The following is a 21,221-nucleotide window of genomic DNA, read 5'->3' as shown; positions in this document are numbered from 1 at the left end:
GAACCTACACCAGTTCCACCTTCAACACCAAATCCAACTCCAGTTCCAACACCAATACCTGATAAAACAATTACAGTTACTACGCCACAAGAATTGAAGGATGCATTAGCTGGAGATAAAGAAATCATTACTATTTCAGGGACATTAGGTTCTACATCTGACTATACAGCTTATGATGTAAATCGCGCAGTAACAATTAATGGAACTACTGGAAATAATGTTTATGGAACATTTAATATTAGAACATCAGGAGTTACAATTAGTAATATTAATTTGACAATTCGTGGTGGTGGCGTTGATTCATTAAAAAATGGAATTAATGTTGCGACTAAATCAGTTAGTCTTTTAAATAATACATTTAACTTGCCAGAATCATTAGATACAATTGGTAATGGAGTTGTTATTTGGCCTATGGAAACAGCAACACCAAATTATAATATTAGTAACAACACATTTAATGGATTTAACAATAAAGTTCCAAATTGGAGTTCAGCTGCAATAGTTGTTGCAGAAAATATTACAAGTGACCGATTAGGGGATTCAATAACAACTACAACATTGGGAATTGATGAAACAAGTGAAGTGAATTTAGCGAAAGCAAATGTTTATAATGATTGCACATATGGATATACAAGGCAAGATTGGAGCATTGGTTCAGATCATGTTGTTACATATACAAATGCTGAAATTTATTTAGCAGGTCATGTTTATCTAGCAGAAGGCACATACACTGAAAATTTAGAAATAGATAATGATATTAAAATAATTGGTACAAACCTAAACTCAAAAATTGTAGGTACAATTCAAGTTACTAATACAACAGGAGCGAATGTATCTTTAGAGAAATTAACAGTAGAAATGCCAACGGCAGGATATGGTTCTAATGGTATTGTTGGAGTAACTGGGAATGCGAATGTAAGTATTGTTGATTCTAAAATAACTACTGAAAACAAAGGACAATTAACTTCGGTCGGAGTAAGAATGACCGGGGAGGGTGCTAATGTAACTTTAAATAATACAGATATTGATGTGTATTATTATGGAGTAAGCTTAAGAAATAAGAATCAAAAATTAACAATTGATGGTGGCACTATTGATGGTTGGGCAGCGGTCATGACATCAGCGGGATCATTTAGCAATGCAATAGATACAAATACAACAATTGATATCAAAAATTGTTATTTAAATAGTACGGCAGTATCAAATGAAGCATATGGAGCTGTTGTACTTCAAGAAAACTATAATCAAGTTAAGCTAACGATAGATAAATCAACATTAAATGCAGGCACTCCAGTTGTAGCTGGCGCTGGTGCAGAAGATAAAACGTCAGCTTTAGAGATTCGTAGCTTTGGAAATGTAGTGAATGTAAGTAATAGTACTTTGATTGCGAAAGAAGCAACAAACGAAGAGAATGCAGATACTAAGAAAAAAGCTGCAGCTGTTGTAAGAATTGGGGGCAGTAATTCAATCAGTGAGGGTGCTGCAAATACAATCAAATTTGTGAATACAGATTTACAATCAAAAGAAGGAGAAATGAAATTTGTTTCATATCGCCCTCTAGGATTCCAAAGTATTGATAACATATGGATTGATGGAACATTGCTAACTAAAGAAGAAGTTGCATTTATAGGTGGGGCACCGGATGTCGATACAACTGAATTTAAATTAAATAAAGAGAATGTAGTACTTTCATTAGATGAAACTGAGAAATTAGTGATGAATTATCAAGGTAAAGAAACTTCTGCTGTTTGGAGTTCATCAGACAGCAAAATTGTAACAGTTGATGCTGAAGGAAATTTAAAAGCAATTGCATCAGGAACTGCAACAATCTCGGCGATTGCTTCAGGAGTAACTAAAACAGCAACAGTAAAAGTAGTAGGTCAAAATGAAATAGTGATTGCTTTATATAAAGATGATACATTAAGTGAATACTATACAACAGATGCTACTGGTTATGAGAATGGATACAAGGTTATTGAAAAAGGCAATACATTAGGTTCTGTTCCAACACTCAATATGGGTGCGTGGACTGTTGTAAAAGGTGAATCTGGATTACTAAATAAAGAAATAGACAGCAATACAGTATTTACTGAAAGTGCAAGTCTTACAATTAAATCTAAAAGTATTGATGAAATACTTTTAGTAAGAGCTTCAAATGTTGAAAGTGGAGCAATTGATAATCCAATTTTAGTAGAAAAAGAAAAAGCAACAAGCTTAAGGTTTGATATCCGACCTTGGTCAAATATAGAAGCGGAACGTTATCAAAATGTAAAAATTAATGTATTTGATGAAAATCAAATTGAGGTAACAGGATGGACATTTACATATACAGGAAATTATAGTCAAAAAGATTATTATCCTACATATGATTTATCAATTCCATCAAGTGCAGTGAGTGGTAAATATTTGGTAAAAGCAAGTATAGGAAAATCACCATTAAATAATGAAACTGTTGAAACGAACTTCTATGTGTCACTTGGACAAGAAGTCAGTGAAAAACCAGCGTTTACATTAATTGATACGGATAAAGTTAAAATGGTGTTTACCACTGAAATATCAGAAAGTGAACCTGTTACTTTAAATGTTGGTTCAAAAACATATAACGCAACACGGATTTCCGGCACTGAATACACAGCAGCAGTTGATGAAGCGGAGTTGAAACAAACAGCATTCCTATCAGTAACTGTTGGAACAAAACTCGAATCAGGTACAACACAAGTAAGTGGTTTAATGCCAATGGCTTATGTTAAAAATGCAGATACTGTTTATCTTGCGGCAAGTGGTGATGAAGTAATTGAAAAATATAAGTTATTAGTAGTAGAAGATAAACCAATTGAAATAGTCTTTGGGAAGAATTCAGGGTTTTCAACAAAAACAAATTTCGATATGAAAGTTGATACAACTATTCGTTATTCTAATGCGCTAAGCCAACCAAACTATACAATGACAGTAAGTTCAATGGCAATTGCTGCAGGTAAAAAATTGGACCAAAGAGTAAGTTTATCGGTAGAGGGTGAATGTCAAGTCAATGGAAGCATTGAAGTTAGTAACGGGCGTTCACTAACAATTACTACAGGTGGAACTCTTAAAGTGATTCAAGGCGGAACTATTTCAATAGGAGAAGGTAGTGTAGTTTCAATGTGGGCAAATACTACATTTGTGAATGTTGAAGGCAGTGGAATTCAAGCGATTAAATACATGGAAGATAATGGCACTGCAAGTTATCAAATTGCAATGAAAGGAACAGTTGTTCAATACGTTACTCAAGGGTACTTTAATCAAGATGGAAGTCAATTTACTGGACCTATTACACTAGATAAAGATATAACTGTTTATAAAACGGTCCCGACAACACAACCAGGATTTGATGTATCAGTAAATCCTTGGGATGATGAAGAAGAAGTAGTTTTGGAAGTTAAATCACTTCCAAGTAATACACCTGAAGAAGTTATTACATAACCAGTTACTGATTCTAATGCAACAAAAAATCCTACAACAGTTGAACAATCAGAAAAAATTGATGGATCAGCTGAGACTGAAGGAACAAATCCTGATACAAACCAAACAGAACCTATTGACCAATAACCCGCAAGTGATGATGCTTCATCACTGAAGAAAATCCAACGTTGACCAAGTACCATACCGTGAAAAGGGCATTTACAATGCCCTTTTCAATTGTTTGATTAATGTGTAAGAAATTATTCACCAGGAAATATTTGAAGAATTCAAGCGGTTTATGAGAGGTGAATAAGCAAATAATCTATCAATAAATACTGAAAAGTACTTCTTTTAAATGAAATGTGAATATTTCAACCTTTATCTGTTGACAAGATAACATGAAATGATTTAGAATGATAAGGCTTAGCGACTATTGGGTTTCCTTTCTTGGAAACTATTATTTATGCTAATGTATGGCACGCTTGGAAGTGTGTGCTTAAATCGGAAGGAGAACTATTAATGCCAACAATTAATCAGTTAGTACGTAAAGGTCGTACAAATAAAGTTTGGAAATCAAAATCTCCAGCTTTAAACAAAGGTTACAACTCTTTAAAGAGCACTACAACAGATTTATCTAGTCCTCAAAAGAGAGGGGTTTGTACTCGTGTGGGAACAATGACTCCTAAAAAACCTAACTCAGCTCTTCGTAAATATGCCCGTGTACGTTTAAGTAACGGGATGGAAGTTACAGCTTACATTCCAGGAATTGGACATAACTTACAAGAACATAGTGTGGTTATGATTCGTGGAGGTCGTATTAAAGACTTACCAGGGGTACGTTATCACATTATCCGCGGAACTTTGGACTGTGCTGGAGTAAACGGACGTAATCAATCTCGTTCATTATACGGTACTAAAAAGCCAAAGGCTGCGAAATAGGATAGGAGGTTAAGACATGCCAAGAAAAGGTTATATAGCAAAAAGAGATGTATTAGCAGATCCTATTTACAAGTCAAAACTTGTTACTCGTTTAATTAACAAGATTATGTTAGACGGTAAAAGAGGAGTTGCACAAACAATTTTATACAATGCATTCGACATTATCGAAGAAAAAACTGGACAACAACCTATGGAAGTATTTGAAAAAGCATTAGGAAATGTTATGCCACTTTTAGAACTTAAAGTTCGTCGTGTTGGTGGTGCAAACTATCAAGTACCAGTAGAAGTTTCTGCTGAAAGAAAATTAACATTAGGTCTTCGTTGGATCGTTAACTATTCTCGTTTGAGAAATGAAAAAACAATGGAACAAAGACTTGCAAATGAAATCATTGATGCTGCAAATGGTACAGGAGCTTCAGTGAAGAAGAAAGATGATACTCACAGAATGGCTGATGCGAACAAAGCTTTCGCTCACTATCGCTGGTAGTAGAGGGGATATACAGTTATGGCACGTGAATTTGATTTACTACATACAAGAAATATCGGTATCATGGCTCACATCGATGCTGGTAAAACCACTACAACAGAACGTATCCTTTACTATACAGGGAAGACACACAAAATTGGGGAAACTCATGATGGTGCTTCACAAATGGACTGGATGGCTCAAGAACAAGAACGTGGTATCACAATCACTTCCGCAGCTACAACTGCATCATGGAAGGGTTACCGTGTAAACATTATCGATACTCCAGGTCACGTAGACTTCACAGTTGAAGTTGAACGTTCACTTCGTGTATTAGATGGTGCGGTTACAGTTCTTGACTCAAAAGCTGGAGTAGAACCTCAAACAGAAACTGTTTGGAGACAAGCAACAACATATAAAGTACCTCGTATCGTTTATTGTAATAAAATGGATGCTACTGGGGCAGACTTCTTAATGTCTGTTAACTCAATTGGTAATCGTCTTGGAGCAAAAGCTGCTGCAATTCAACTTCCAATTGGTGTAGAAAATACATTTAGAGGAATTATTGATTTAATTGAACGTAAACAATATATGTACAAGAATGATTTAGGTACAGATGTTGAAGAAACTGAAATTGCTGATGAATTCAAAGATGAAGCTGAAACACTTCGTCAAACTTTAGTTGAAATGGTTGCAGACTATGACGATGAAGTTATGATGAAAGTATTAGAAGGTGAAGAACCAACAGTTGAAGAAATTAAAAGAGCAATTCGTGCGGGAGTACTTTGTTCTGAATTCTTCCCAGTATTATGTGGATCTTCATACAAGAATAAAGGTGTTCAATTAATGTTAGATGCAGTTCTTGATTATCTTCCTTCACCATTAGATATCCCTGCAATTATGGGTGTTACTGAAGATGGTGTTGAAGAAGCTAGACATGCAGATGATAGTGAACCATTCTCAGCATTAGCATTTAAAGTTATGACTGACCCATTCGTAGGTCGTTTAACTTACTTCCGTGTGTACTCAGGTACTGCATCTTCAGGAAGCTATGTGTTAAATGCTACTAAAGATACTCGTGAACGTTTTGGACGTTTAGTACAAATGCATGCAAACCACCGTGCTGAAATTGAACAAGTTTATGCTGGTGATATTGCAGCGGCTGTAGGTTTAAAAGCAACAACAACAGGTGATACACTATGTGATGAAAAGGCTCCAATTATCCTTGAATCTATGGTTTTCCCTGAACCAGTTATCCAAATGTCAGTTGAGCCTAAAACAAAAGCTGACTCAGATAAAATGGGTCTTGCACTTGCAAAACTTGCTGAAGAAGATCCAACATTTAAAACTTACACTGATGAAGAAACAGGACAAACAATCATCGCTGGTATGGGTGAACTTCACTTAGATATCATCGTTGACCGTATGCGTCGTGAATTCAAAGTTGAAGCTAACGTTGGTGCTCCACAAGTTGCTTACCGTGAAACAATTCGTGGTACTGCTGAGTGTGAAGGTAAATTCGTTCGTCAATCAGGTGGACGTGGACAATACGGTCACGTATGGATCCGCTTCGAACCTAATGAAGAAGGAAAAGGATTTGAATTCATTGACGCTATCGTTGGTGGAACAGTTCCTAGAGAATATATCAAACCATCTCAAGAAGGATTGGAAGCTGCATTAAACAATGGTTTAGTTGCAGGTTACCCAGTTGTAGATATTAAAGCAACATTATTTGACGGATCTTATCATGATGTCGATTCATCAGAAATGGCATATAAGATTGCAGCAAGTATGGCGCTTAAAGAAGCAGCTAAGAAATGTAAACCAGTTCTACTTGAACCAATCATGGTTGTTGACGTAACAGCACCTGCTGAATATTTAGGTTCAGTAATGGGTGATATTACTAAACGTCGTGGACAAATCCGTGATCAAGAAGAAATTGGAAATGCTGTTAAAGTAAAAGCACATGTACCACTTTCTGAAATGTTCGGATATTCAACTGACCTACGTTCATTTACGCAAGGTCGTGGTAACTATGTAATGCAAATGGATCACTATTCTGAAGTTCCTAAGAGCATTGCAGAAACTATCGCAAAGAAAAACGCTAAAGAATAATCGATAAATATTGCATTATTTAAGTGTTTATCTTAAAATATATTTGGCTGTACATATAAAAATTAGGAGGAATTTGCACAATGGCAAAACAAAAATTTGACAGAAGTAAAGAACACGTTAATATTGGTACTATTGGCCACGTTGACCATGGTAAAACAACATTAACTGCTGCTATTACAAACTTTTTAGCAAAATCAGGAAAGGCTGAAGCACGCGCTTACGACCAAATCGATGGAGCACCAGAAGAAAAAGAACGTGGTATTACAATCAACACATCACATGTTGAATATGAAACAGACGCTCGTCACTATGCACACGTGGACTGCCCAGGCCATGCTGACTACATCAAGAACATGATTACAGGAGCTGCACAAATGGATGGATCAATCCTAGTTGTTGCTGCAACTGATGGACCAATGCCTCAAACTCGTGAACATATCTTACTTGCTCGTCAAGTAGGTGTTCCAAGAATGGTAGTATTCCTAAACAAATGCGATATGGTTGATGATGAAGAATTAATCGACCTTGTTGAAATGGAAGTTCGTGAACTTCTTTCTGCTTACGGTTTCGATGGAGACAATACTCCAATCATCCGTGGATCTGCATTAAAATCTCTTGAAGGCGATCCAAAATGGGAAGAAAAAGTTGCTGAACTTATGAATGCAGTTGATGAATGGATTCCTACACCAACTCATGAAACAGACAAACCATTCTTAATGGCTGTTGAAGACGTATTTACAATCACTGGACGTGGTACAGTTGCTACTGGACGTGTTGAACGTGGACACTTAAACCTTAACGAAGAAGTCGAAATCGTTGGTATTCATGACACTAAAAAATCAGTTGTTACTGGTATCGAAATGTTCCGTAAATTATTAGACTATGCTGAAGCAGGAGACAACATCGGTGCATTATTACGTGGTGTTTCTCGTGATGAAATCGAACGTGGACAATGTCTAGCTAAACCTGGATCAGTTACTCCACATACAGCTTTCAAAGCTCAAGTGTACGTATTAACTAAAGAAGAAGGTGGACGTCATACACCATTCGTTACAAACTACCGTCCTCAATTCTATTTCCGTACAACTGATGTAACAGGAGTTGTAAAACTTCCTGAAGGTGTTGAAATGGTTATGCCAGGAGACAACATCGAAATGACAGTTGAATTAATCGCGCCAATCGCTGTTGAACAAGGAACTAAATTCTCTATCCGTGAAGGTGGAAGAACTGTAGGTTCTGGAAACGTTATCGAAATCATTAAATAAGAAATTGATAAATAACAATAAACTCAAGAGAAATCTTGAGTTTTTTTGTGCGTTATGAACAGAAATGAGACATATGTCGTATTTCTTCTGTATAACTTGATTTTGCGTAAAAAATCATATAAAATAGTTAAGTTAACTTAACTATAGAGGTGGAATATGGAACTTAAAAGAGTACTTAAAAACTATCATTATCAAATTACATTGAATGAATTATATGTAATGAATCATAAAGAAGAGGGTTGGGAAATTAGCTATAATTCGTTATTGTACTTGGATTTGATAAAATTGATTCCCCTATGCACAGGTAGTTTACTTGCGGATAAGTTAGGGATATCAAAAGCAGCTGTAACACTCAAAGTAAATGAGTTAATTAAACAAGGACTTGTTGTTAAAATTCAAAGCGAACAAGATAAACGAGTTTTTTATTTGAAGATAAGTGAAGATTGTGAACCCTACTATAAACAATATGAGAAAGCACTAACTAGAAGTGTACAGAATATAGAGAAAAAATATAGTTTAGAGGAGAGAAAAATATTTAGTGATATCCTACAAGATATCCAAGATGAATATATAAGGGTGATGGAAAATGAAGAATAGTTTAGGAAAAGATTTTACAATTTGGACATTATTAAAGTTTACATTTGCACCTACAGCGATGATGGTCTTTATGGCATTATATACAATGGTTGATGGTGTCTTTGTATCCAATTTAATTAATGATTATGCATTATCTGCAGTGAATATTGTATATCCTGCAGTAAGTGTTGTGGTTGCGGTAGCTATCATGTTAGGGACTGGTGGAAGTGCAATTATTGCCAAAAATATGGGCGAAGGTAAGGAACAAGAAGCACGCGAAAACTTTAGTTTAATTTGTGTTTTTGGATTGATACTAGGTATCATAATAGCAATTGTAGGAGTTATATTTATCGATAATATTATTTTATTGCTAGGGGCAACAGATAAATTATTTGATTATTGTCATGATTATGCCGTTATTATAATTATGTTTACTCCAATGGCAATTTTTCAGATGTTATTCCAAAATTTCTTTGTGACAGCAGGAAAGCCGCAATTAGGACTCATAGTAACTTTGATTGGTGGCGTTGCAAATATAGTTTTAGATTATGTTTTTGTCGCAATTTTACAAATGGGAATTGGCGGTGCTGCAGTTGCAACAGGAATCGGTTATTCTATTCCAGCAATTTATGGGATTTACTACTTTGGAATTAAGAAAAAAACACTGCTGCACTTTGTAAAACCCGTGCTACGATCACACGTATTATTAAAAACTTGTACTAATGGATCTTCTGAAATGATTACGAATTTATCAATTTCAGTTACAACATTTTTATTCAATATCATGATGTTAAAGTACTTAGGTGAAAATGGAGTAGCAGCAATTACAATTATTTTATATGCACAATTTCTATTAACATCAATTTTTATTGGATATTCACAAGGAGTAGGACCAATTTTCAGCTATAACTATGGTGAAAAAAACTATAGTAAAATAAAAAAATATTTCAAAATGAGTATGTTAATTATCTTTATTTCATCCATACTAATGATGGTTGTATCAATGCAGTTTGAAGATGTATTAATTGGAATCTTCGCAAGACCAAATACGGAAGTATTCAATATAGCAAAAGAAGGATTTATGTTGTTTGCGATTAGTTTCGCTTTTACAGGATTCAATATCTTTGCATCGGCGTTATTCACAGCATTTTCAAATGGTAAAATTTCAGCATTTATTTCTATGTTGAGAACCTTTGTTTTCCTTGTATTATCAATTTTACTTTTACCACAAATCATTGGATATAATGGAATTTGGCTATCAGTTCCATTGGCAGAATTTCTTGGCCTTGGTATATCCATCATTTGTTTAATACGCTCTAAAAATGAATATATGTATTTCTAAATTTAGAATTATCGCTTATAATAAGACAACGAGGTAGCAGATATGACAAAAATTAAGGCAATTGTATTTGATTTCGATGGCACATTATCTTGCCGTCCACGATGTGCATATGATAAATATAAAAGTGATGTTCACTATGTTTTTCCAGATCTAAAAGAAAACACAATAGAGTTTGAAAGTGTCGTGCAAAACTTATTAACATGGGATCAATATGGCACTATAAATAAAGATTATGTTTATAGACAATTAGTAAAAACTTATAATCTTGATGAAAAATTGGTTGATGTTTTAACAAAACGATGGTTAGAGGATTTCCATACGTTTTCAATCTTAAGAGAGGGTGTAAAAGAAACATTAATTAAGTTAAGAGAAAATTATAAAGTAGGTTGCATTACAAATGGTAATTCTCAAACTCAACATAGCAAATTAGAATATTGTAACTTAAAGGAATATTTTGATTCAGTGATTGTTTCAGGTGACTTAGGTGTTCATAAACCTGATCCAAGAATATTTCATGAATCATGCAGACAATTGGGTGTTAATCCAAGTGAAATGGTTTATGTAGGTGATACATTTTATGCAGATGTTTATGGTGCACATCTTGCCGGTTGTATTCCTGTATGGATTTGGAATGATGAAGAGAGACATTGTGATACCGATGTAATTCGCATTCATGAGTTTATTGAAATTTTGGAAGCAATTGATAAAATAGAAAACCAGTAATCGTTGTGATTACTGGTTTTTAACTACAATTTTGTTGTTCATGAATAATCGAATATTTTCTAATGCAATTTTGCCACCAATTGGATGATCTAAAACGCGATGTTTAACACCTTCAATCGTAATCAAAGATTTTTCTTCAGTTGGGATTTTCTTGATGAATTTCTTACTTGATGTGTGTAAGATAACATCATCATCACTACCATGGATAATAAGCGTAGGGATATGAATATCTTCTATTGCTGGTTTACAATTATTTACTAGATTTGCAAATGTAATTGTAAAGTTTGGTGGTAACTCTGGATAAGAGGATGGGGTATCATCCTTCTTTTCAAATAATGAAGTTACAAAGCCTGTAGCATTAGGTAGATTTACATATTCAAAGGCAGGAGCAATTAAGACTAATTTATCAACATTAGCTTTTGAAGCACAATAGCTTGCAAGTACACCACCCATAGAAAATCCAATTAATATAATACGCTTGCCTTGACTGGCAGCTTCATCGAGAACATGTTCAGCACGATGTACCCAATCAACCCATTCATCATCACGGGGGTCATGGATGTCATAAAGTTCTGGCGTTATTACTTCATACTTATTGAAGTAGTTTACAAGAGGAATAAATTCATCTTGTTGTCTTTGTCCGAAGCCATGTATACATACAATAACTGTTTGAGGCTCTTTTTTAAAATTAAATAGTTTCATATAATTCTCCTTTCGGTATCTCTATTTTACCATTTTAGATAAAAATTAGTGTGTTTTGTATCTTATTCGCATAAAAATACTAAATATTTATAAATAATTTTCAAGAATACTAAAATTCGAAAAAGAACGATTGTAAAAGGATTTTTTAAATATTCAATTGATTAAAAATTCACAAAAGAATGAAATCGATTACAGAAACCGCTTGCAAAAATAAATAACATATGGTAATTTAGAAACATGAAATAGATTTTGATGAACTTTAGTAAAAAGTTATATTTTTTTAGGAGTTCATGTAATGGATTACATGAGGTGTGAAAATGGACAAGAATTCAAATGTGAAAATTAGTGACGTATCGAAATTGGCAGGTGTTTCAGTGGCAACAGTTTCAAGAGTCATTAATAACACGTGCTTCGTAAATCCAGAAACCAGAGAAAAAGTTCTCAAGGCAGTGGAGGCATTATCCTATGAGCCTAATCTGTCTGCAAGAAATTTAAGAAGGAATACAAGTGGTGCAATCTTAGTAATTACACCGAATATGACTAACCCATATTACTCTAACATCATCACTGGAATTAATGAGACAGCTAGAAAATACGGAAGTAGTACATTTGTATGCAGTACCAATGGAGAGAAAGAACAAGAACTTGAATTAATGAAGATGTTGGATAGTCGCCGTGCAGATGCCGCAATTATTCTAGCAACAAATATTAATGACGATGCACTTCTCCCTTACACAAAAAATTATCCGGTAGTTTTCTGTAGTGAATATAATCCCGATTTAGAAATTGATCGTGTATCCATTGATAATTACAGAGCTGCTTATGAGGCAACGGAGTATTTAATCAATATAGGTCATAAAAAAGTAGGGATGATGAGTAGTGTCAATGACTATATTTCTACAAAGCTTCGTAAACAAGGTTTCATTGATGCGTGTCAAGCGCATGGTATAGAAAATGCAGAAAAGAATATTGTTTATGCTTCTAAAGACTATTCATTCTCCAGTGCTAGAAGCCAAGCTAAAGATTTATTCTCAAAGAAAAATCATGTAGATGCTTTGTTTTGTATCTCTGATATCTTGGCATTAGGAGCTATCTATGGAGCTCGTGAATGTGGTTTAGATGTACCCAATGATGTATCAATTCTTGGATTTGATAATCTAGAATATTCTGAAATGATGGTTCCACAAATATCTACTGTGAATCAACCTTGTTATCAACTTGGTGAAGTTGCGATGGAAAAGATACAAGAAAAACTAATGAACCCAGATTTAGAACCAACAGTTGAAATATTAAGACACGAGCTTGTGGTACGTGGTTCAACAGCTCAAATGTAATTGGATTCTACGAGGAAACTCGTTAATCATAAATTAAAGAGAGGAAAGAAAGATGAAAAAAGGTTTAAAAGTTTTATTAGTATCATTATTAGCTTTAGCTCTTGGTGCTTGTTCTACAACGCCAAAAACTGAAACACCTGCACCAACAGATGGTGGAGCTGCAACTGGCGACAAAATTGTAATTGGAGTTGTCGTTCCTTCAGGAGACCATGGATTTACTGGTGAAAGTTTAGCACATGCTAAAAAAGAAGCAGAGGCAATTAATGCAAGTGGTCAAAACATCGAAGTTATCGTTAAAGATGGCTTAGAAGCTTCTGATCAAATCACATCAATCGAAAATTTATTATCAAGTGCTAATCCAGACGTTATCGTTTTATGGCCAATGGAAGGTGAAGCTCTACGTAGTGCTGCACAATCTATTACAGATGCAGGTGTAAAACTTGTTATCTATGACCGTTTAATCGATGGTTTCACAGCTGATACATTCGTTGGAGACATCATGGGTGACAACGTTGGTATCGGAACTCAAATGGGTAACTACTTAACAACATTCTATGCTGAAGATGACGCAGTTAATTACTTACGTTTCATCGGTGATGCATCAACAGTTGGTGTTCAACGTTCAAAAGGTATGGATGATGTAGTTGATCCAGCTAAATTTGTACAAATGAAAGATACATTCGTTACAAACTGGAGTTCTGAAACTGCTCAAAACCAAATGGAAGAATGGTTAGCAGGAGCTACTAAAGAAGAAATCGAAAGCTTAGACTTAATCGTTACTCACGATGATGAAATTGCTGACGGTATCATGAACGCTTTAGAAGCATATTCAGGAGGAGCTGATTTAAGTAATTTAAAATTAATCACTTCAATCGGTGGACGTAAAGAAACATTAGATAAATTTGAAAACACTAAATTAGGTGTTAAACTTATCACTTATTACTTTGCTCCAGGTATGGTTAGAGAAGCTATCCGTTTAGGAGTTGCTTCAGCACAAGGTACTGACTATACAGGTGCAACATTAACAGACGGAGTTTACTTAATCCCTACATTTGCAATTTCTAATGCAGGTGGAGATGTTAAGTTTGATTTCGAAGGATATAGAGGAAGCGATATATTCACAGAACGTTACAGCATTTTCGAATAATTAAAATTTGATGATGATGTTGGAAGTCGGTCGTCACTGACCGACTTTCTTATTTAAATAAAGGAGTAAGAATATGCTTGTTGAAATGAAAGGTATTGTCATGGACTTTGGTCCAGTACGTGCAGTAAATAATGTTGACTTCAAAATTAACTCTAAAGATATCGTTGGATTATTGGGAGAAAATGGAGCAGGTAAATCAACATTGATGAATATACTTGCAGGCGCACTACAACCTACCAAAGGAAAAATCTATATTGATGGTAAAGAAGTAAATATTGCGAATGCTCATGTGGCGGGAAAATATGGAATTCGATTTATCCATCAAGAATTAAACTTATGTAATGAAATGACAGTTGTAGAAAATATGTTTCTCGCTCAAGAAATTACTAAGAATGGAATTACGCAAAACAAAGAGATGATAAGCCGTTGTAAAGAAGTGTTTGAAAGAATGAAAATTAATATTGATCCATTAGGATGTGTTGGTGATTTACAAGCAGCTGAAAAACAATTAATTGAAATTGCTAAATCACTTTTATTCAAATCTGAACTTATAATTATGGATGAACCAACAACAGCTTTATCTACAAATGAAATTGAGAATTTGTTCAATATCATGAGGCAATTAAGTGAAGAAGGTGTAAGCTTTATCTTCATATCGCATAAGATGCCAGAATTATTCGAAATATGTAAAACATATTTTATCATGCGTGATGGTAACTATGTATCGGAAGGAAACTTCAGTGATGTTGTAGAAAGCCAAATTACGGAAATGATGATTGGACACAATCTTGCAGAAGATTCGTTTGACAATAAAGCAAATAGTAGTCAAGAAGAAATTATGTTGTCAGTAAGAAACTTTTCAAGTGAGTTGTTTCATGATATTAATTTTGATTTGCGCAAAGGTGAAATAATCGCAATAACTGGTTTACAAGGATCAGGAAGAGAAGCGATTGCAGATGCACTATTTGGAGCAGAAAAATATACAGGTACAATCAAAATAAATCAAAAAGAAATGAAGAAGAATGCCAAGATTATTGACTTTATGAAAAATGGAGTAGCATTAGTTCCACGTATGCGTAAAGAGAGAGGTATCTTTAATGATCTTTCAATTTATGACAATATGTCAATGGCGTATTTTAATACAAAATTAAAAAAATTATTAATTAGCAATAAAGAAGAAGATGCAAGATTTATCCGTGAGAAAGAAGCGATGAAGATTAAAGTGGGTAATCCTAATAACCCAATTACATCACTATCAGGCGGTAATCAACAAAAAGTAATTCTAGGACGTTGGTTAGAAGCGGATGCAGGTATCATGTTATTTGATAATCCGACGCAAGGAATTGATGTCGGCGCAAAATTTGAAATCTATCATTTGATATTAGAACTAGCAAGACAAGGTAAATCAGTTATTGTATTCAGTGCTGAGTTTCCAGAAATTTATAAAGTGGCTGATCGTTGCTTTGTATTATACAAAGGAGAAATTCAAGCTGAACTAAAACGTAGCGAACTAAACGAAAAAGACGTTATGTTATATTCTACGGGAGCGAAAAAGGGGGTAAATGCAAATGTTTAAAGCATTTCAAGGTTTAACACCAAAAGAAATTGGTAAAAAAATTGTTCAAGATTACAGTTATTGGTTATCATTTTTCTTATTAATTATTATTGCAGCAACAATGAACGCAAATTTCTTTACATGGAATAACATTTCAAATATCTTTGTACAAAGTGCAATGATTGGTTTAATTGCAATGGGTATGAGTATGGTTATCTCTGCTGGACAAATTGATATTTCAGTAGGGTCACAAGTGGCAATTCTTGGAGGATTTGGTATAACTGTATTAAATGCTACGGGTAGTGTTTGGATTATGTTAATCTTCTGTATTATCGGTGGAGCAATCATAGGTACTGTCAATGGATTACTAGTTGCAAAAGGACATCTCCCTGCGATGATAGCAACACTAGCAATGCAAACAGCTTGTCGTTCAATTATTAACTTCTATGGTCAAGGTGGACCATTTACAGTAAGCAAAGAAATTTACAACGGATTTAGACAAATTGCAGTAGGTGGTTTTCCAATTGGGGATATAAAAATTCCTTACATGATGATTATCTTCATTGTTGTCACAATTATTTTCAATATCATCATGAAAAGAACAAAATTAGGTAAACATATTTATGCGGTTGGAAGTAATGAAACATCTGCACGTTTAGCGGGTATTAATGTAGATAGAACTAAAATCTTAGTATTCACAATAACAGGAATTATGTGTGGTATTGCAGCAGTATTATACGCATCTCGTTTAACAGCAGTTGCATCTGCAAATGCAGCCGTTGGTTATGAAATGGAAGCCATTGCCGCAGTAGCTATTGGTGGAACAGCCATGAGTGGTGGTAAAGGAAAAATCATGGGAACGTTCCTTGGTGTCTTGATGTTCAAGATCATCAGTAATATCTTAACGAGTGCAGATGTATCATCATTCTTAAATGGTGCAATTAGTGGAGCAATTATTGTTATCGCAGTATTATTACAAAATTTTCAAAATAAAAAGAAATAATAGATAGAGAGAAGGGCATTTATGATAAAAGTAGGAATTATTGGTTGTGGGAAAATTACCCAAGTAAGGCATGCACCTGAATATGCTGAAAATAGTAATTGTAAAATCGTAGCTTTCTATGATAATCAATTTGAACGTGCTGAAGCATTAGCAAAAGAATACGGTGCTGTTGCATGCAAAACAATGGATGAATTACTTGGTATGGATTTGGATGCGGTAAGTGTTTGTGTAGCAAATGTTGCGCATGCAGAAGTAAGTATCAAAGCATTAAACAAAGGAAAACATGTGTTGTGCGAAAAACCGATGGCAACAACAGTTGAAGAATGTGTTGCAATGATTGAAGCAGCAGAAAAAAATAATGTGCAACTTATGATTGGACAAAACCAACGATTCGCAAAAGCTCACGTAAAAGCCCATGAATTAATACAAAACGGAGCAATTGGTAAAGTACTAACATTCAGAACAGTCTTTGGTCATCCAGGTCCTGAAGGCTGGACAGGAGAAGCAAACTCTTGGTTTTTTGATAAGAAGATAGCACACTTCGGAGCGATGGCGGATTTAGGTGTACATAAAACAGACTTAATTCATTATTTGTTGGATGATGAAATCGTTGAAGTAATTTCAGCGATTCGCACATTGGATAAAAAATTTCCTGATGGAACTCCTATCTCGGTAGATGATAATTCATATTGTATTTATCAAACTAAAAATGGTGCAATTGGAACAATGCATGTAAGCTGGACATTCTATGGTAATGAAGATAATTCAACAGTGATTTATGGTACTGAAGGAATTATCAAATGCTATGCAGATCCAGAGGCATCATTAATTGTTGAAAAACCAAATGGTGATGTAGAACGATATGCACTTGATCAAATGACATCAAACAAAGAACAAACAAACAATGGAAGAACAAACACGGGTGTTATTGACTGTTTTGTTGACTCGATTGTAAATAATAAGGAAGTACCTATTTCAGGTAAAGAAGCAAGTAAGGCAATGCGTGTTGTTCTTGCGGCAGAAGAATCAGCAAAATTAAATGCAGCAGTAAAGGTTAAATATTAGGTGAAGATATGAAAAGAATGATATCAATTTGTAGTGGACAATATGGAGATTTATCTTTAGAAGAAGTATGTAAAGCAATGAGCAGTTTTGGTTATGAAGGATTGGAACTTGCAGTACAGGCTCATGTAGATGTACCACGAGTTTTAACTGAGCCAGACTATGTAAAAGAACTTGAAGGAACATTAGCAAAGTACAATTTAAAGATAAGTGCTTTAGGTGCTCATTTAGTTGGCCAATGCGTTGGCGATAATTTTGATTCAAGATTAAATAATTTTGCACCAAATGATCTTGCAGATCAACCAGAAAAGATTCGCGCATGGGCAATACAAAGAATGAAGGATATTGCAAAGGTAGCGAAAATATTGAATGTTAAAGTAGTTACATGCTTTTTAGGGTCACCAATATGGCCATTCTGGTATTCATTTCCGCAAACAACTCAACAAATGGTTGATGATGGCTTTAATAGAATCAAAGAATTGTGGACTCCTATCTTTGATGTATACGATGAATGTGGAGTTAAATTAGCACTTGAAGTTCATCCTACAGAGATTGCTTTTGATTATTACACGACAAAAAAATTATTAGAGACGCTTAATTATCGTGAAACTTTAGGTATCAATTTTGATCCAAGCCATCTACAATGGCAAGGAATGGATCCAGCGTTATTTATTCGTGATTTCGGTGACAGAATTTATAATGTTCATGCGAAAGATGTTAAAGTTAGATTAGATGGACGTGCAGGAATACTAGGTTCTCATATTGAATTTGGAGATACAAGAAGAGGCTGGAACTTTGTGTCATTAGGACATGGAGATGTAAATTTTGATAATATAACACGTGAATTAAATCAAATTGGGTATCAAGGACCAGTTGCTGTTGAATGGGAAGACAGTGGTATGGAACGAATGGCAGGCGCAAAAGAAGCTTGCGAATATATCAAAAAATGGGATTTTCAACCCTCAGAAGTAAGTTTTGATGCCGCATTAAAGGCAGAATAATTGAATAAATAAAGTGAAAAAAGCTAATGAAAACAAAAAATCTTTGTGAAATCTTAGCTTTTTTTAATTTATAACCGTATTATAACTCCTATACTTTATGATAGAGACAGTTAATAGGAGTGATGAATATGATGAAGAAATTAGTTAAGTTATTTATAACATTAACATTAATATTTGCGATAGTTCCAACAGAAAGTTGGAATGTTTTTGCAACAAACAGTAGTGCGGAACCAGTTATAACGCAAGATGAACAAAAAGAAGTAACTGAAACACAACTTCCTGAAGAAGTAGTAATACCTTCTGCAACACCAGAAGTTGAAGCTACACCAGAAGCAACACCAATCATTCCAGAAGTAGAAAAAACTGAGGAAGTGAAAGAAGTACGTACAACTTTATCAACAATTCATACATATATGGAAAATGATAATCTTGTTAATAAAGAAGTTATTATCGAAGATTTAGTAGTTGGACAAGAAATTAACGCTCGTGATTATAGTCTTACAATGGATAATTACACAATAGCAAGTCTTAGTGCAGAAACACGTGTACTTACAGAGACTGATAATGTGATTTATTACAATTATGATTATCAAGCAAATATCAATCGTCCAGAAATCAGTATAACTTCAGCAACTATGGCTTCAAAAGCTAGAATGTCTTCGGTGAATAACGACCAACCAGGGGCTGTTTTTGTTACAAAAGAAGCCCAATGGGTTGATGAAGAAAATGGTATTGCAGCGATTGATTTTACAGTAAAAGGAAATCCAGTTATCACAGGATCTGATGTATTATTGATTGTTGATAATTCACAAAGTATGGTCCAAGGAATGGATCGTTGGACACCTCTTAAAGATGCAGTACAAGCATTTGTGAGTCAATTATATGCGGATGTTGATGGGAAACCTTCCACTAATAAAATAGGTATGATTTCATTTAGTGACAATGGTTATCAAGAAAGTGGTGGCAAGTTTTTAGGAACTACTGATTTAATAAATGTAGGGACACAAGGTAAATTTACTGCAACACAATTTTATCAACAAAAAGTTTGGGAGTTTTTAAATCCGAATGGAAATGCGACAAACTATGAAGATGCATTTAGATATGCAACAAGTATGTTTAATGGTATTGATAAGAGCAGACCAAGATTCATCATTTTCTTAAGTGATGGAGTTCCTAATAAGGGAAATTATGATACAGCTAAGTCTTATGCAGATACTTTGAAAGCCGATGGCGTTAAAATATATTCTTTGGGATTGCAATTAGATGCTAGTCAAACAGAAGGTTCAACAACATTCGTTCCTTTTGAAAAATATATTCAACCTCTTGCTTCAGAACCTGTTTCACAATATGCAAAAGACATCAAAGATTTAACACAACTTGAACCAATTTATCAAGAGTTGGCAGGCGAGATGAAGATTGCCGGTACTCAAGCTGTCATCACAGATGTAATTAATGATGATGTATTTGAAGTTACAAATAAACCTGGAACATCAACAAGTGTAGAAATGACACATGGAACAGCTAGTGTAGTAGGAAATCAAGTGACATGGACATTAGGTGATATTACAGAAACAGAAAAGAAATTAACAATTTATGTAAAAGTAAACAATCCTGATGCGGTCGGTATTGTAGAAACAAATAAGAATGCAGATATTGATTATGTAGATTATGCAGGTGCTTCAAAAAATAAGGATATTCCTAATGCAGTATTAACAATAGGTGATAAAGGTTCAATTAAAATGAACTACTATCTTGTTGATGATAGTGGAAATCTTATTTCACAATCAGGAAATAGTATTACAGACTTTTCTAAACGTGTTGTATTAAAAACAGAGATGTATGAAAAGAATGGCGATAGTGTATTAAGTTTTGATACATATCGTGTTACTCCACCAGCAGCTTTTGAATTAGATGGTAAAAAATATATATTAGTAAATGATGCAATGTTTTCTACAACAGTAAATGATATTACGGTAAATGCTTTAAAGAAAGATCATAATGTATATTATGGTTATAAAGAGTATACAATTATATATTATGATTTCACAGTTGAACATTACTTAGAAGATGAAAATGGAAATTATATTAAACAAACTCCAATTCAATCTGAGCAAGTTGAATATGCTGTAAATAAAACAATTTATGCAAGTGATTATATAAATGATACATACACTACAAATTATAGTTATGACGAAACAAACAAAGATGCAATTACTTCAATCAATACAGATGGTACAGGAAATGTATTGAAGTTATATTATAATCGTGTAATGACAGATGTAACTTATAAAGTAATTCATCAACTTCCAAATGGAAACATTGAAGAAACAGTAACAAAAAAAGTATGGTTAAATGGTGCTAAAGAACTTGAAGTTACAGCAGAATCATTACTAAGCAAAGCACCTGTTGGATACAAAGTAGATTCAATCAAAGATCAAAATGATAATATAGTAACTACAGGTAATATCGTTGCGGATGGAACAGTGATTGAAATCTCATATGTAAAAGATGATACACAAACAAAAGAAATTGAATACACAGTTGAACATTGGC

The 21,221-nt window shown here is 34.2% G+C and carries 16 protein-coding genes; 15 read left to right on the top strand and 1 reads right to left on the bottom strand.

Annotated features, from left to right (window positions below):
- The 8 genes from RSB60_RS06685 to RSB60_RS06650 all read left to right on the top strand — a co-directional run.
- The coding region (locus RSB60_RS06685) for an Ig-like domain-containing protein (protein ID WP_332615306.1) at positions 1-3,459 on the top strand (3,459 nt) is incomplete at its 5' end.
- A 498-nt stretch (positions 3,460-3,957) separates the two neighbouring features.
- Positions 3,958-4,377: a 30S ribosomal protein S12 gene (gene rpsL, locus RSB60_RS06680; protein ID WP_323381024.1), complete on the top strand. Its 420-nt coding sequence runs from the start codon at positions 3,958-3,960 to the stop codon at positions 4,375-4,377.
- A gap of 16 nt (positions 4,378-4,393) precedes the next feature.
- On the top strand, positions 4,394-4,864 hold the full coding sequence (gene rpsG / locus RSB60_RS06675; RefSeq protein WP_323381023.1) for a 30S ribosomal protein S7: 471 nt from the start codon (positions 4,394-4,396) through the stop codon (positions 4,862-4,864).
- Positions 4,865-4,882: 18 nt separating this feature from the next.
- Complete coding sequence (fusA, locus tag RSB60_RS06670; RefSeq protein WP_323381022.1) at positions 4,883-6,958, top strand: elongation factor G; 2,076 nt, start codon at positions 4,883-4,885, stop codon at positions 6,956-6,958.
- An 80-nt stretch (positions 6,959-7,038) separates the two neighbouring features.
- Entirely contained in the window at positions 7,039-8,223 is a 1,185-nt protein-coding gene (gene tuf / locus RSB60_RS06665; RefSeq protein WP_332615303.1) for an elongation factor Tu, read from the top strand.
- 156 nt (positions 8,224-8,379) lie between these two features.
- Positions 8,380-8,820, top strand: coding sequence for a MarR family winged helix-turn-helix transcriptional regulator (locus tag RSB60_RS06660; RefSeq protein WP_332615301.1), 441 nt, complete (start codon positions 8,380-8,382; stop codon positions 8,818-8,820).
- Positions 8,810-10,141: an MATE family efflux transporter gene (locus tag RSB60_RS06655; RefSeq protein WP_332615299.1), complete on the top strand. Its 1,332-nt coding sequence runs from the start codon at positions 8,810-8,812 to the stop codon at positions 10,139-10,141. The genes RSB60_RS06660 and RSB60_RS06655 overlap by 11 nt, the downstream gene beginning before the upstream one ends.
- Before the next feature lie 42 nt (positions 10,142-10,183).
- Positions 10,184-10,864, top strand: coding sequence for an HAD family hydrolase (locus RSB60_RS06650; RefSeq protein ID WP_332615297.1), 681 nt, complete (start codon positions 10,184-10,186; stop codon positions 10,862-10,864).
- Positions 10,865-10,873: 9 nt separating this feature from the next.
- Here the strand turns inward: RSB60_RS06650 and RSB60_RS06645 are convergent, their stop codons facing one another.
- On the bottom strand, positions 10,874-11,566 hold the full coding sequence (locus tag RSB60_RS06645) for an alpha/beta hydrolase (RefSeq protein ID WP_332615295.1): 693 nt from the start codon (positions 11,564-11,566) through the stop codon (positions 10,874-10,876).
- 317 nt (positions 11,567-11,883) lie between these two features.
- On the opposite strand from RSB60_RS06645, the gene RSB60_RS06640 reads away from it, so the two are divergent.
- From RSB60_RS06640 to RSB60_RS06610, 7 genes are all read left to right on the top strand, one after another.
- Positions 11,884-12,900 (top strand): LacI family DNA-binding transcriptional regulator, encoded by a 1,017-nt coding sequence (locus RSB60_RS06640; RefSeq protein WP_332615293.1) that lies wholly within the window; start codon positions 11,884-11,886, stop codon positions 12,898-12,900.
- 52 nt (positions 12,901-12,952) lie between these two features.
- Positions 12,953-14,047: a sugar ABC transporter substrate-binding protein gene (locus RSB60_RS06635; RefSeq protein ID WP_332615291.1), complete on the top strand. Its 1,095-nt coding sequence runs from the start codon at positions 12,953-12,955 to the stop codon at positions 14,045-14,047.
- 73 nt (positions 14,048-14,120) lie between these two features.
- A complete protein-coding gene (locus RSB60_RS06630; protein WP_332615289.1) occupies positions 14,121-15,623 on the top strand; it encodes a sugar ABC transporter ATP-binding protein in 1,503 nt (500 codons plus the stop codon).
- Entirely contained in the window at positions 15,616-16,605 is a 990-nt protein-coding gene (locus tag RSB60_RS06625) for an ABC transporter permease (protein ID WP_323381013.1), read from the top strand. The genes RSB60_RS06630 and RSB60_RS06625 overlap by 8 nt, the downstream gene beginning before the upstream one ends.
- 21 nt (positions 16,606-16,626) lie before the next feature.
- On the top strand, positions 16,627-17,670 hold the full coding sequence (locus RSB60_RS06620) for a Gfo/Idh/MocA family protein (protein ID WP_332615287.1): 1,044 nt from the start codon (positions 16,627-16,629) through the stop codon (positions 17,668-17,670).
- 8 nt (positions 17,671-17,678) lie between these two features.
- Positions 17,679-18,668, top strand: coding sequence for a sugar phosphate isomerase/epimerase family protein (locus tag RSB60_RS06615; protein ID WP_332615285.1), 990 nt, complete (start codon positions 17,679-17,681; stop codon positions 18,666-18,668).
- Between the two features lie 128 nt (positions 18,669-18,796).
- Positions 18,797-21,221 (top strand): vWA domain-containing protein (locus RSB60_RS06610; protein ID WP_332615283.1); only part of this gene is annotated, 2,425 nt, incomplete at its 3' end.

The sequence above is a fragment of the Anaerorhabdus sp. genome, assembly GCF_036657415.1.
Lineage (GTDB): Bacteria > Bacillota_I > Bacilli_A > Erysipelotrichales > Erysipelotrichaceae > Anaerorhabdus.
This window is presented reverse-complemented; position numbering and strand designations above follow the sequence as displayed.